This is a genomic window from Mesorhizobium neociceri, assembly GCF_013520985.1.
Classification (GTDB): domain Bacteria; phylum Pseudomonadota; class Alphaproteobacteria; order Rhizobiales; family Rhizobiaceae; genus Mesorhizobium; species Mesorhizobium neociceri.
On the sequence record NZ_JACDTY010000004.1, the window covers coordinates 60,813 to 74,846 of the forward strand.

At 59.5% G+C, this 14,034-nt stretch carries 9 protein-coding genes; 8 read left to right on the forward strand and 1 reads right to left on the reverse strand.

Annotation, left to right across the window (positions count from 1 at the left end):
• Positions 1-442: 442 nt before the first annotated feature.
• The 6 genes from H0241_RS35405 (at position 443) to H0241_RS10545 (ending at position 10,747) form a co-directional block, all read left to right on the forward strand.
• Positions 443-2,581 (forward strand): sigma-70 family RNA polymerase sigma factor, encoded by a 2,139-nt coding sequence (locus tag H0241_RS35405; RefSeq protein ID WP_328824649.1) that lies wholly within the window; start codon positions 443-445, stop codon positions 2,579-2,581.
• Between the two features lie 39 nt (positions 2,582-2,620).
• Positions 2,621-4,087, forward strand: a complete 1,467-nt coding sequence (locus tag H0241_RS10525) for an ATP-binding protein (protein WP_235984240.1) — start codon at positions 2,621-2,623, stop codon at positions 4,085-4,087.
• The gene (locus H0241_RS10530; RefSeq protein WP_181057357.1) at positions 4,084-6,948 is read left to right on the forward strand and encodes a Z1 domain-containing protein; all 2,865 of its coding nucleotides are present in this window, start codon (positions 4,084-4,086) and stop codon (positions 6,946-6,948) included. Before H0241_RS10525 ends, H0241_RS10530 begins: the two co-directional genes overlap by 4 nt.
• On the forward strand, positions 6,932-7,933 hold the full coding sequence (locus H0241_RS10535; protein WP_181057358.1) for a PD-(D/E)XK motif protein: 1,002 nt from the start codon (positions 6,932-6,934) through the stop codon (positions 7,931-7,933). Before H0241_RS10530 ends, H0241_RS10535 begins: the two co-directional genes overlap by 17 nt.
• 1 nt (position 7,934) lies before the next feature.
• The gene (locus H0241_RS10540; protein WP_181057359.1) at positions 7,935-9,740 is read left to right on the forward strand and encodes an AIPR family protein; all 1,806 of its coding nucleotides are present in this window, start codon (positions 7,935-7,937) and stop codon (positions 9,738-9,740) included.
• Between the two features lie 176 nt (positions 9,741-9,916).
• On the forward strand, positions 9,917-10,747 hold the full coding sequence (locus H0241_RS10545) for a hypothetical protein (RefSeq protein WP_181057360.1): 831 nt from the start codon (positions 9,917-9,919) through the stop codon (positions 10,745-10,747).
• A gap of 3 nt (positions 10,748-10,750) precedes the next feature.
• Here H0241_RS10545 and H0241_RS10550 read toward each other — a convergent pair whose 3' ends face one another.
• Complete coding sequence (locus H0241_RS10550) at positions 10,751-12,295, reverse strand: DNA cytosine methyltransferase (protein ID WP_181057361.1); 1,545 nt, start codon at positions 12,293-12,295, stop codon at positions 10,751-10,753.
• 67 nt (positions 12,296-12,362) lie between these two features.
• On the opposite strand from H0241_RS10550, the gene H0241_RS10555 reads away from it, so the two are divergent.
• Both H0241_RS10555 and H0241_RS10560 read left to right on the forward strand, forming a co-directional pair.
• The gene (locus H0241_RS10555) at positions 12,363-12,833 is read left to right on the forward strand and encodes a very short patch repair endonuclease (protein WP_181057362.1); all 471 of its coding nucleotides are present in this window, start codon (positions 12,363-12,365) and stop codon (positions 12,831-12,833) included.
• A 226-nt stretch (positions 12,834-13,059) separates the two neighbouring features.
• Entirely contained in the window at positions 13,060-13,947 is an 888-nt protein-coding gene (locus H0241_RS10560; RefSeq protein WP_181057363.1) for a hypothetical protein, read from the forward strand.
• Positions 13,948-14,034 lie beyond the last annotated feature (87 nt).

A 14,034-nucleotide genomic window follows, 5' to 3' on the forward strand; every position in this document is an offset into this window, starting at 1 on the left:
CGGGACCGTGTACCCTCCTAGAATTGCTCGCGAGCACCCTTGACCGTCACCGGGACCATGCCAATTCCGAGGTTTCGTGCGATCCAAACACCGTATTGGAATAAGTCGAATCTCGGATCAGTTACTTCGCACGCAAGTGGCGAACAGGCTGGAAGACTTCGTTCTGGATCCCCTCTACTCGAAAGGCTTTTTTCCTGCACGCACCCGTCCAGCTGATGGAGCGGTCCTTGGCAGATTAGTTGGGTCAACTCACAGCTCAGATCTTGCCGACACCAGCTTGCGCCGATAAGTTCCTGACGAATCCAGAAATTGGACCCACCTAGTTTTCGAGTGGGTTTGGCTGGAGAGGGGACATGGGTGGGATGGGGGCAGCAGCCGCTTCGTTGGGGAGTCGAGAAGCGCCTCGAGTTCATTGAGTTCCGCCTTGTTTTGGGAGGGACACGTGAACCGAAGCGACTTGATGGAGCTTGATCCGCTCGACTTGGCCGAAATCCGTTTGATTGCGGATAACCGGACAGAACAACTCGCCGGATTCGCCAGTTCGCCGCGCGTGCATGCAGTGGATCCCAAAGGCGACACGCCGCTGCATATCGCGGCACGGATGGGCAACCTCGCCCTATGCGATCTGTTCATTCGTTCGGGTGCTGATCCTGGAGCGAGGAATCATGATCGTCAGTCACCAGCAGATGTTGCCTCTGCCGAGGGCCATCTAATCGCAGCACAACTTCTCTTCTCGCTCGTTGGTGGTCCTCACGTCGATACTTCTCGCGTGGTGCTTGCCGAGGTACCGCGGGGAGATGTTGGGTTTACAGATGAACATGCGTTGCCATCGCCCGCCGTCGAGCCTGCACCGTTCGAGCCAGACGAAGATCAGATTGCGCTAGATGATCGGCTAAACTTCGAACCGGAAGAGGATGCAGAGCACTATTTCGATCGATCAGCCGGTGATTCAGCTTCGGGCACCTTCGTTGCGCTGGTGACCAGCTCACCGACAGATTCAACCGCAACGGATGTCGATTGGGAGATTGAACTTTCTTCGGCCCAGATTGCTGGAGACGGCATCGGTTCGGAAGCTGCGATCACTCCCGATCATGGCGGAGAACATGACTTTCTCAAGGTTGGAAATCGGGGGAGGCAATCGACAAGGCGTGCAGTGGTATCGTCAGGCACTCGACTGTCCATCGATCCAGAGTATTGCCTGACTTGGGCAGCCGAGATCCTCGAAAAGCGATACTTCAGTTCCGAAGACTTGGACACCTTGATCTCGTTGTGCGAAGGCAACGGAGAAACCGATGATTTGCGCTTCAACCTTATCCAACTCCTCGAGAGGGCTGGCCTCGAATTGTTCGACGAGGCAATCGCGAGTGGCGATATCCTTTGGGACATCAGATCCGACGTTTCAACAGACGGCCTAGCGGAGGCAATTGAAGCGGCTTTCTCGCGAGCCACGCGCTTGCCAGGAACAAGGCGCTTCGACATGGACAAGTCTGACGAGGCGCGGCTGCTCGCCCCGTTGCTCCGAGCGAAACAGCAACTTCAACTATGGATCCTCTCCTGCGAGCCTGCCGTAAAAGCCGTCCTAGGAGCGATCGACAAGGTCTTGGATGGCTCTTGGAAGCCCGATATGGTGACCATGAGACCTTTGCTCCCCTCGCGACCCGAAAACGCCGAAACCGCAGCTTTTTCCAATGCAGGCCAAATCCTGCGCAGTTGGAACTCGGGCGGTCGCGTGATGGATGGGAGGCGTCGCCGGGAAGCGTTGGAGGCGCTCGAAACGCTTGACCTCTCGCCTACGTTCCACAACGCCATTATGAGAGTACTTGCCCAGTACGAACCGTATATTGAAGCATCTCACAACCTGGATGGCCTGATCTCCGCCTTCGAGATGGCCATCGAACGCCTGATCCTCGAACATCTCCCGTACGCACGTCGCTTTGCTGCCCGCAGCGTTGAAGAGGGGGAAGATCCAGAAGATGTTTTTCAGGTGGCATTCTTGGGGCTGCAGCGAGCGTCCCGTCGTTTCGATCCCGAACGTGGGCATCGGTTCATTGTCTACTCCACGTTCTGGATGAGGCAGGCCCTGGCGCGATGGCGTGCTGATGAAGGGGCGATTGTTCGGATCCCAGTGCATAGACACCAGAAACTCACTGAGCTCGACCGAACGGTTGAGAAACTCGAAGGTACGCATGGCCGATTCCCGACAGTGCCAGAGTTAGTCGCCGAACTTGGATGGGACACGGGCGAAGTCGAGCAGCTCCTGTGTATTCCTCGTCACCACTCCGGCACGCATGTCTTTGAGGATTGGGATGGGGCAATTTCGACGCCTGATCAGGAGGTTGCTCTTTGTCAGATGGAAATTGCCAGGATCGTCTCCGAAGCGCTGGCAGAACTGCCGGATCGCCAAGCAGACGTAGTAAGCATGCGCTTCGGAATCGGACGCGAAGATGAAATGACACTGGAAGAGATTGGGCAAGTTTACGGGGTCACACGCGAGCGCATCCGACAGATTGAGGCAAAAGCGTTTCGATATCTGACGAATCCTGGGCGTATACGCGGCCTGAAGTCGCTTTTGGGGATGTGACGGATGGGTGTGCGCAATGCTCCGCCCCATGCCGGCTCCATGCTCGAGTCTCTTCGAGGGCTGGGATATGCCCCGACTACTGCTTTGGCAGACCTCGTAGACAATTCCATTGCGGCAAGAGCGCATGAAGTTGGCATCCGCCTCGAGTGGAAGGGCGCGGAGAGTTGGGTGAGGATCGTCGACGACGGCGATGGCATGGACGATGCCGCCCTCGAGGAAGGAATGCGGCTTGGTGCGCGTGATCCAAGGGCGGATCGCGCCATCAGCGATCTTGGCCGTTTCGGTCTTGGCATGAAGACGGCGAGCTTTTCGCAGGCCCGGCGGCTGACCGTCGCCAGTCGCTGCAAGGGAGGTTCGATCGTCTGCCTGCGCTGGGATCTGGATCTCATTGGGCAGGAGCCTGGCGCCGACTGGCCGCTGTTCGAAGGCCCGGCGCCTGGGTCAGAGCACCTGCTCGAACCTCTTAATCGAATGGAGCACGGAACCGTCGTTCTCTGGGAAACCCTCGACCGTATCGTCACAGACGGCTTCACGGCCAATGACATGATCGAGTTGGCCGACCGTGTGGAAGCGCACATTGCAATGACCTTTCATCGGCTGATCGATGGCCCGCACCCCGAAATCCGGCTCCTTCTCAACGGCCGGGCCGTGAAGCCATGGGACCCGTTCCTAGTGGGACATCCCGGAAAGGCCCTGGAGAGTCCAGACTACCGCATCCTCCACACCACCGGTGTGACCATTCAATGCCACGTGCTGCCGCACCGTGACATGCTCAAACCTGCCGAACAGAAAGCGGCCGCCGGGCCAAGCGGATGGATCCAGCAAGAGGGATTCTATGTGTATCGCAATCGACGGCTTCTGCTGGCTGGCAGCTGGCTGGGCCTCGGCGACGGCGGCAAGTCGTGGCCCCGTGACGAAGCGCACCGGCTCGCACGCATCCGGCTGGACATTCCGAATAGCGCCGATGCGGAATGGAAGATCAACGTCCTGAAGTCCGCAGCCAGCCCGCCCGTTCGCTTGCGTCCCCAACTTCATCGGCTTGCGTCGGAGACGCGGGCAACCGCCAGGCGGGTCTTCGCCCATCGTGGCCATGTCACAGAGGCTTCTGGCAGTAGATTAAACGCGCTGGCCGATGCATGGCAAGTCCGGCGGTCGTCCCAAGGCACCTCGTATCGCATCGCCCGGGACCACGATCTTGTCGCATCGATTCTCGACCGTGCGGCGCCGCTGAAAGCGGACATTCTCGCCCTCCTACGGCTCATCGAGGAGACGGTTCCTGTCCAGCGGATCTGGTTGGACACCGCCGAGGACAAGGAAATACCCCGGACCGGATTTGTGGGCGCCCCGGAAGCCGAAATACGCGACACGCTGTCTTCGATGTTCGAGGCGCTCGTAAGGCATCGCGGCCTCAGTCCCGACGAAGCGCGTGAACGACTCGGCCGCACCCCACCCTTCGATCGGTATCTCAACCTTGTTGCCGCTCTTGACCCGAAAGAATCCACATGACGCTCTTCAGCCAGAAGGCATTCAATTCGATACTCTCGATGGCGCAGAACATGCTCCGCCTTGCCGCAGAACGAGCGCAGAGCGCGGTCACGCCGGAGATGATCGAAAAGGAACTGAACAAGCTTGCGATCCTGATGGAGGAGGACTTCGCCCTTGTGGATCGGGAAGCGCTTGTGGACGAATTGATCCGACGTTCTAGCCGCACCGTGGGAGACAATGCGACCCTTTCGAGCGGAGAGGACCACGTTCCTTGGCTCGATTCTGAGCGCAAGAAAGGCTGGACCTACTGGCGTCGCTATTCTGAGTACATGGAGGCTCGAGTTCCGTGGTCGGCGCTCGATGCACTCGATGTCGCAACCGACGAGATTCTATCACAGCTGGAAGATCCGAACCGGGAGGGCGCTTGGGATCGACGCGGCCTTGTGGTCGGTCATGTCCAGTCAGGCAAGACCGGAAACTACACCGGACTGATCTGCAAGGCGGCGGATTCAGGTTACAAAATCATCATCGTCCTTGCCGGTCTTCATAACAATCTCAGGGCACAGACACAGATCCGTCTCGATGAAGGCTTTCTTGGTTTCGCCACCATTTCGGATGCAGATGAACTTCCGGCAGTCGGGGTCGGCTTAATCGACAGTGACACGTCCGTCCGTCCGAATGCCGCAACCAATCGCAGCGACAAGGGCGACTTCAATACCGCTGTTGCGGCCAAGATGAACATCAGCCCCGAGCAGCGCCCATGGCTGTTCGTTGTGAAGAAAAACAAGACGGTCCTCGAACGCCTGCTTCACTGGATCCGCAATCGCGTCGCGAACCACGTCGATCCGGAAACCGGTCGCAAACTGGTCACCAATCTGCCGCTGCTCGTCATCGACGACGAATCCGACCATGGGTCGGTCGACACCGGCGAGGATGTCGTGGACGAGGTCGGCAATCCGGACCTCGAGCACGAGCCGAAGACTATCAATAGGCTGATCCGCTCGATCCTGCACCACTTCTCGCGAACGGCTTATGTCGGATATACCGCGACGCCTTTCGCGAACATTTTCATCCACGACAGGGGCGAAACTCAGGAGCATGGCCCTGACCTGTTCCCCGCAGCTTTCATCACGAACCTCGCGGCACCCTCAAACTATGTCGGGCCAGGCAGGGTCTTCGGCTCGGCCTCAAGTACCCCCGATGGCCTGCCGTTGATCCGACCATTGGTCGAGGCCGATTTCAAACCTTGGATCCCGCAAGGCCACAAAAGCGGGTACCGGCCCCGTTGGCAGGGGGGCGAGCGCATTCCCGACACGCTCGCAGAGGCGATCCGGTCCTTTGTTTATGCCTGCGCCGTTCGGAAGCTCCGCGGACAGGGCAGCAAGCATTCGTCGATGCTTGTCCACGTCACCCGGTTCACATCGGTGCAAAGCGCGGTGGTCAGCCAAGTCGCGGATTACGTGCGCGATCTGAAAGGGCGCTACATGCGGGGAATGGATCTGGCCGACCTAGAGGCTAACATGCGGGCGGAATATGAGACGGTATTTCTCCCGGGAATGCGTCGAATCCGAAGTGCCTTGGTGGAGGACGAGAAGCTGGAGGACTTCGAATGGAGCGCTCTGCGAGCCGTCCTGCCTGACATCCTGACAGACATTCGCGTGCGCGAGATAAATGGCACGGCCAAGGATGCGCTCGACTACGTCGAAAACGAAGGCACAGGTCTCAAGGTGATTGCAATCGGTGGAGATAAGCTGGCGCGTGGCCTGACGCTTGAAGGACTCTGCACGAGCTATTTCCTGCGGACTGCTCGGATGTACGATACGCTGATGCAGATGGGACGCTGGTTCGGGTATCGCGACGGCTACCTTGATGTCTGTCGGCTGTACACCTCGGAAGAGATGGTGGAGTGGTTCGGCCATATCGCCGATGCCGCGGAAGAGCTGCGTCAGGAGTTCGACAACATGGTCGCAGCTGGCGCGACTCCGAAGCAGTTCGGCCTCCGCGTGAAGTCCCATTCCGTGCTGACCATCACGTCGCGGGCCAAGATGCGCAACGCGCGCGCGATGCAGCTGACCTATTCCGGCGATCTGCTGCAGACCATCGTGTTTCCGAATCGCAAAGATGACATCACGGCCAACTTCCGAGCGACCGATAGATTCGTCGAGGCGCTAGGCCTCTCTCTGGATCTGAATCAGCAGCAGTTCGTGCCTAACGGCCAGCGGTGGAACGGACATCTGTGGAGAGAGGTGCCAGCCCTGAGCGTCGTCTCATTCCTTCGCGGTTATCGGACCCACCCGGCCAGCTTCCGTATCATGAGTCCGCTAATTGCCGATTTCATCGAGGAGATGAACAAAGGCCTCGAACTCGTGCATTGGACCGTGGCTTTGATCGGCAAGGACAGCGGCCCCGATGACAAGCACCGGACCATAGGCGGTTGTTCCATCAACATGCTCCAGCGCAATCGCACGACGGAGCACTCCGACCGCTATTCGATCAAGACGCTGATCTCTCCTCGTGACCAAGCCATCGATCTTACCGAGACCGAATGGACCACCGCCCTCGAGCTCAGTCGCAGGACTTGGCGCAACGATACGGACCGCAACGAAGGCAAGGAACCTCCGTCCGAACCTCGGGGCCCGCAGATCCGCCGCATCCTAGGAGAGGGAGTCAAGGGCGCTGGGAGCCCGCACCGCCGCGATCGCGGTCTGCTGATGCTCTACCTGCTTGACCCGGCGGGAGCTAGTGACGCGCTTGCAGATGCCGACCCGGTTGTCGCATGGGCGATCAGCTTTCCGGGAAGCACTTCTGACCGCAGGGTCTCGAACGCGAGTTACGTCGGCAACAGCGTCCTGTGGGGAGGCCTCAATGACTGGGTGGACTGAGGAAGGGCTGGTCCGGGCGTGGCGAGCCCTTGTTCACCAAGAGGCAGGCGAGGACTGGCGGTTCGTCCATCTGTGTGGAATGGGCGAGGTCTCTGTCGAGGCTGGTTGTCATTTTCCGGCAGGTCGGGAGGCATTGATCGTTTCCTTTCCCGGAGCTTGGCCCGTCAACCCGGCGCGCCTGCCTGATGGCAAGGGGTTTGATGTTGCGTGCATAGAGGGCCAGAAGGTCTTCGCCGGGCGAACGGCCATCGCCCTGATCCGTCGAGCCGAGGGATCGCCGGAGATCTTTGCCGTGATGGTTGTCGATGTGCTGCGCATGCTCGAGGCCACACAGGCGGCACACCGCGACGTGATGGATGCCTTCCTTGAAAGAGTCAGGGAGTGGCAGGCCTTCATGGCGCGGACGCACCGCCCGTTGTCACCCGATGCCCAAGTCGGTCTGTTAGGAGAGTTGTGGACGCTCCGATTGCTCATGGACTCCCCACTCGGGCCTGGCGCTCTTGACTGCTGGCAGGGACCATTGCGGGCGGCGCAGGACTTTCATGTGCGTGGAGGCGCCATCGAAGTGAAGAGCACGGTACGAACGGGGGCCTTCCTCGCACGAATCAACAGCATCGAGCAGCTTGATAGCTATCGGTCACCGATGTTCCTTTGTGCCTTTCGCCTCGAGGAAAGCATAGACGGCACGTCACTCGTCGAGCTGGTGAACGCTATGCGCCAGAGATTTGCGGAGGCAGGGACTCACCGCGCTTTTGAGGCTCTTCTGATGGTGATGGGATACCTCGACGAGCATGCGCCGCTTTACGGGCGCATCCTCGCGGTCAAGGAGGCCAGAGCATTTCCTTCGGAAGGCGCCATGCCGCGTCTCACTCGGGCCACGCTGCCGGCCGCTGTGCGTTCAGCGACCTACGTTCTCGACCTCGACGCTCTTGAGACCCCTTCGATGGGGCTTCCGGAGCTATTGAAAGCATTTGGACTGTATTGACATGAGCCTTGAAGATTTCCACCGCAATTTCCGCTCCGACATGCAGACTATCATTGCCGAGCGGGTCGAAGGTGGCGAAGGGCCTTTTCCGTCGGAAGAGCTGGTCTTCGCAGAGATGGTCATGGAACATGTGGCGGAAACGGGCATATGCGAGGCCCCGACCGTCTGCCACTGGAATGGTCAGGTTGGCAATGCAAAGCTTCGCATCACCGGTTATGCCCTCAGTTCCGATGAAACCGCCCTCGACCTGTTTGTCACTCATTATTTCGGCACCGACGAGCTGAATGATTTGAGAGACTCGGATGCCGCTGCAACCGCAAGCGAAGGCGTACGCTTCCTCTTCCGTGCGGCGGGTGGGAACCTTGAAACGCGAATTGATCCCACCCATCCGGTTCGCGACCTCGTAGCAACAATCCGTTCGCGCTGGAACGATCTCGACCGACTCCGGGTCTTCGTGATCACTGACGGCCGCACCAAGACCAAGCGGTTTTCGAACAAGGAAGTACACCAGAAGATGGTGGCTGTCGAAGCAATGGATATGGAGCGGTTGTTCCGCCACACCGATGGCAAGCCGCGAGACGAACTTGCGCTCAGCCTTGTTCAGACCATCGGACGCCCACTGCCATGCGTCCACGTGCCCGACCCGGATGCAGATTACGAGTACGTCTTGACCGCAATCCCTGGGCAGCTCATTCGAGACCTCTATCTGCGGTTCGGGTCTCGCCTCCTCGAAGCCAACGTTCGGACGTTCCTCGGCTCAAAGAAAACAGTCAACAAGGGGATCGCGGAGACGCTCAAGAAGGAACCTGAACACTTCCTCGCGTTCAACAACGGGCTCGTTCTCGTCTGCGATGAGGCTGCATTCGAACGGTCCGACGACGGTAGCGTCGGCCTTTCTTTCCTCAAGGGCCTGCAAATTGTCAACGGCGGTCAGACCACCTCAACCATCTATTTCGCGTCGCGGGATGATCGGACCATAGACCTGAGCCACGTGATGGTGCCCGCCAAGATCATCATTCTCAAAGGCTCGCAAGACGACGCACGAGAACGACTGATCAGCAATGTGTCACGTTTCGCAAACAGTCAGAATGCCGTGAAGATGTCTGATCTGTCTGCGAACCGCCCGTTCCACGTCCAGCTCGAGAAACTGGCAAACGAGACCTGGTGTCCTGACGGTGCCGGGCGGTGGTTCTACGAACGCGCCGCCGGAGCCTACAACGTGATGTTGTTGCGCGAAGGAACCACTCCCGCACGACGTCGCAAACTGAAGGAGATGGTGTCACCGAAACGCAAACTGACCAAGAACGACATCGCCAAGTATCACGAAGCATGGCGCGGCAAACCGAACCAGGTGGCAATGGCCGGTGAAAAGAACTTTGCGGCGTTCATGACCGCGCTCGACGAAGATCCAGGAATTGTCCCTAGCCCGCTCGATGCGCGGTGGTATCGCGCGGTGATCGCAAAGGTCATCCTGTTCAAGGAGATCGAGGGCATGATCAAGACGAAGGAGGCGAAAGAAGTATTCCGACAGGGTTGGGTCAACATTGCTACATATGTCGTCGCAGTCGTGTCGAATCGCCTAGGGGAAAGACTCGATCTGGAGCAGATCTGGCTGAAGCAAGGTATCTCTGCTGGGCTGCGGCATCTGCTGTGGGACTGGGCCGTCGTCGTGAACTCCGAGTTCAACCGGATCGCACCTGGCCAGCAGTTCTCGGAAGTAGCAAAGCGCGCCGAGACTTGGAACAACATTAGAGCAGCCGATTACCCTCTGCCACAGGGGCATGTCCAAGAGGTGCGCAATGTATAGGCATCAGCCAGCTATGGGCCTTTTGCGCGTAAATCTCACCATAAGTCAACGAATTGTAGCGGGCGATGTATTCTTCCGACCTTTCGCCCTGCTCTTCGAACCAAACGGCTGAGTGGGCCGCTCTTATGATGAAGGCGCGGGGCGTTTGCTTGTTCATAGGGACAGTCAAGGAGGTTATGAAAAGGGCAATGTCATCCATGATGAGGGGTTTGCCGCTGCTTCGCGAACAAATCACTAGTCGAGATTTGAAAGTTGCTTCGTCCGAGATGAATCAATTTGCTCTTCGGCAGCTACGAACGTTGACAGATACCGCCAAAGGGCCGGGCAACTTGGATCGACAAAGAGGGTCCTCCCCGTTGAATGCATCGGGCAGTGCCCAAGCCGAGAGCCCTTCGGCATTAGCTGCGAGGCAAATGTTTGGCGCCGAGCTGCTCACGGAGAATGCTAGCTCCGAACATCTAGCGTGCAATCGGAGAGAAGAATCGAATCCATGTGTTTCAGGTGCCGATCTTGGAAAGAACGCCTGCCATCCAGATGAGCTGCTGTGCCTCAAGTTAGATGCCGAGGTGACTGCCGAGGAGTTTTTCCATCAGGCGCAGGGCAAAAGGGTTGTCGGGCAGTTCGTCCCGACAAGCCGCGTCAGCTTCGCCCACGTGGAGACCGAATGGGATGTCGGAGAGATTTTTTCCGAGGCAGCTGAACCCAAGTCTCGAGGGTCTGAAGGCATGCGACTCGCCAGTCGGGTTGGGGCGCGCGAGGCCGCCAGTCAGTCAATTTCGCAGAGCCCGCTCTGCGCCTCAGCCGGCAGGCTACGCGCAGAGGCCGAGAGTCGAGGATGGCTATCGCCCAAGTCCAGTTCCGCACTGGACAACATAAAGCTTGGCTATGCAAAACTAACAAGACCTGAACTGAATGCTCTACATTACCTTTTGACCCGGGCGAAAGGCACCTCCCGGCTGGCAATAGACATTGACAGAATTCACAAGTACCTGGCCGATCAGCAATAACCGCTAGCGGCCCGAGACCTTCAGTGACCTCCAAATTAGATGCGCAATCTGTCTCGCCAGGAACGGCGGCACCGCGTTGCCCACCTGAACATACTGTTCAGTGCGGTTGCCTAGGAAAAGGTAGTCATCGGGGAAGGTCTGCAGCCTCGCTGCCTCGCGAACGGTAAGGCTTCGGCATTGGGTAGGATCGGGGTGAATGAAGTAGTGACCGTCCTTCGAAATGTGGCTGGTCACTGTCGTCGAGGGCTCAAGCCCGAGCTGCGCGCGGAAGCGGTCGGCGAACACGCCTGTGTGCCAGTTTCGGTGGTTCGGGCTGAGCGCGAGCGGAAAATCAGCAGCCTTGGGACTGTAGCCATGCACCTTTCCGAACACTGCCGCAAACATGTAGCGCCCGAGGTCTGAGGCCATGTGTCCGCGGGTCTCATGCTGAGAGACTGCGCGAAGCTCGGGGCGCTCGAGCCAGCTGAAGAGATCATCATTCGATTTCCCATAGCTGCACGGCAACGTGGATGACGAGCGTTCGGATGGGAGCGCCTTTCGTGAACGCCCTGCGAGATCAGTGAACGCATCACGCATTTCGCCATCGTTCTTGCCGGAGTGAATACCAGCCAGAAGGTGCGCTGCATCGACGACCGTATCTTGCCACGCCGCGCTGCTGTCGATCACGCGACTAAGACCACTGCGCAGTGCAGGAAGGCTGCCAATAGCCTCGTCCACTGTGCGCACCGCCCCCGGCAGGTCGACGCTTGCTCCTGACGCCCTTGCCGCGAGATCCGACCGGATGCCGATGACAATCACTCGATGCCGCCGCTGCGGGACGCCGAACTCCTCAGCGCGCACGATGAAGTCCGAAGGTTGCCGTGCCGCCTCAAGGCTGGCTTTGCCATCCTTGAGGCGGATGGCGCGTAGCTCGTAGAGATGGCCGTGCCCGATGCCGAGCGAGGACAGGTCCTCCATGAGCATTTCGAAGACCAGGCGGGTTTCGACTGTCGAGGACAGCATCCCCTTGACGTTCTCCATCACGAAGGCAGCGGGTCGAACCCGGTCGAGGACGCGGATGTATTCGCGGAAGAGGTAGTGCCGTTCATCTCTTTCCGGAACGTACCCGCGCTTCCCTTTCGCCCTCGCCCGGCCGACGAGCGAGTAGGCCTGACAGGGCGGCCCGCCGATCAGTATGGTGTCGTCGGATTCGCTCAGCTGCTTCGTGATCGCACCCTCAATCGCCTCGGCAGCGGCACCGGTGCCGAGTTCCAGGCAGCGCGCCTCCTCGCTAGCCATACGCCAGGCCTCCGGGTCCACAGCGGCCCAATCCGGTTCGGGGATGAGCCCCGCGTGGAACTCCACGAATTGCTTCGGCAACACATCGTGACGCGCCCGATACTCCCGCAGGAATGCACGCAAGGTCAGGGTGCGATGCGCCGATGCCTCCTTCTCGACCGAGATGCCGGTGCGAAACGGCGCGTGCCCATCCTCGACAAAGGAGGCAAAGCCCTCGCCTAGGCCGCCCGGACCGGCAAAGAGATCGACGACGCCAAAAGTGGCAGGCAAATCAGGCTCCTGACGAATTCTGTTCGAACGGTGTATACCAATTGCGGAAGCGAACGCCAGGAGGCTCGTGACAGATATCGTCGACAAGCAGACCCGCTCGCGGATGATGGCTGGGATCAGGGGCAAAGACACGAAGCCCGAGCTGGCGCTTCGTCATGCGCTGCACGCGCGCGGGTTCCGGTACCGTCTGCACTCGAAAGGGATACCGGGGCGGCCGGATCTCGTCTTTCCTATATTCAGAGCTGCAGTCTTCGTACACGGATGCTTCTGGCACCGCCACGCGGGGTGCCGCTACACGACGACCCCGGCCACGCGTCCCGAATTCTGGCAGTCCAAGTTCGAGGCAAATGTCACGCGGGACGGTGTCGTGTACGCCGCGCTCCTTGAGGCAGGCTGGCGCGTGGCGACGGTTTGGGAGTGCGCATTACGGAAACCCGATCAGGTTGCGGCAGCAGCCGAGCTTCTTGTAGTCTGGTTACACTCCGGAGATGCGCTTCTCGAAATCGGGGAGTTGGACGTTCCCGGAAGTTCGCGTTAGCGACGAGACGGACGAGAATTAACCATATCCCGACTCTGGGCTTGAGATCCGATCCGGATCCCGATCGGTTGCGCGTGCTTCGCTAGCGGAGCAGCAGCAAGCGGCCCCCGCTGGTGTTGGAAGCACCAGACGAAGGCCTGACCCGCAACCTGGTAAGAGGTCTTGGGCTATGAGAAATGATAGATGGCATTTCCGCCGTCCGGAAGGGGACCGGCGGAGTTCGACGGTGCGGCTGTCGGGTTATCGACGACATTTGGGACAATCGACAGGATCGCTGCCGCCTGGATCCTTCGACAACGACATCGACAGGCTGGTCGATGAAGCGATGAAAGCGGCGCTCGCCGGAGAGGTCCGGGGCGACATCACCTTCGGCGAGTATGCGTCGCTCTTCGGCTTCTTCCGTTCGGCGGTGATGCAGGAAGGCCGGCTGCTGGAACTGGCCATCGGGCAGGCCGTCCAGAAGAACCCCGACCTCAAACTCCTGCCAACAACGGCAATGCCGATCGTGCCCGCCGCGCAGGAGATGCTGAAGCGCACACCCGCCGACGAGATCAAGGGTGTACGCTTTCCGTCGCGGGTGCATTCGACCGAGACCTACAAGCCTGACCTGTTTGTGGTGAACAGAACAAAGCACAGCGGGCTAATCCTGGACATCAAGCGAAGCCTCGGCTCCTACCGTCCTCAGGAAGTGGACCGGCTGCGGTTCAGGATGCTGGCGGTGGCGGCGATAGCGCCGGAATGGGTGGCTGAACACCAGGGGCCGCTTCTGGTGAAGATCGAGACCGCGATCGTCGACGGAGCCGATCAGGTGTCCGATCCCGAGCGGGGCGTCTTCCGGCTTTCGGAGATCGACGACCTTCTCGAATCCGAGGGCGCTGCCGACTCCATCAGGCTGATCCGGGCAGCGTTCTCCGGTCGGGTCCAGGATGAGCTCGCGCGCCGGTGCCGGACGCTGGCAGTCGACCACGTCGGACCTCACAATTTCCCCGACGTGGCGAATCCTGCGGGCGACGATGCTTCAACTGGGCACGAGCAGGCCTCTGTCGTTCCGTTGCAGGCGTCCGTAACGCAACAGCCTCGGTTTGGATACGCCCGAAGGCCGGGCCTGCACTGACGCCACGCGGCGATCCCCATTCTCCACTGTCGAAATCATCGGCCGCAGCGTTCCGCGGAACGGAGGAATATGTCCCCATGAGAAAGC

Excerpts from the sequence above, each read along its gene's own strand:
- H0241_RS10525 (WP_235984240.1), top strand. The coding sequence starts at position 2,621 with ATGCTCGAGTCTCTTCGAGGGCTGGGATATGCCCCGACTACTGCTTTG.
- H0241_RS10530 (WP_181057357.1), top strand. The coding sequence starts at position 4,084 with ATGACGCTCTTCAGCCAGAAGGCATTCAATTCGATACTCTCGATGGCG.
- H0241_RS10535 (WP_181057358.1), top strand. The coding sequence starts at position 6,932 with ATGACTGGGTGGACTGAGGAAGGGCTGGTCCGGGCGTGGCGAGCCCTT.
- H0241_RS10540 (WP_181057359.1), top strand. The coding sequence starts at position 7,935 with ATGAGCCTTGAAGATTTCCACCGCAATTTCCGCTCCGACATGCAGACT.
- H0241_RS10545 (WP_181057360.1), top strand. The coding sequence starts at position 9,917 with ATGAAAAGGGCAATGTCATCCATGATGAGGGGTTTGCCGCTGCTTCGC.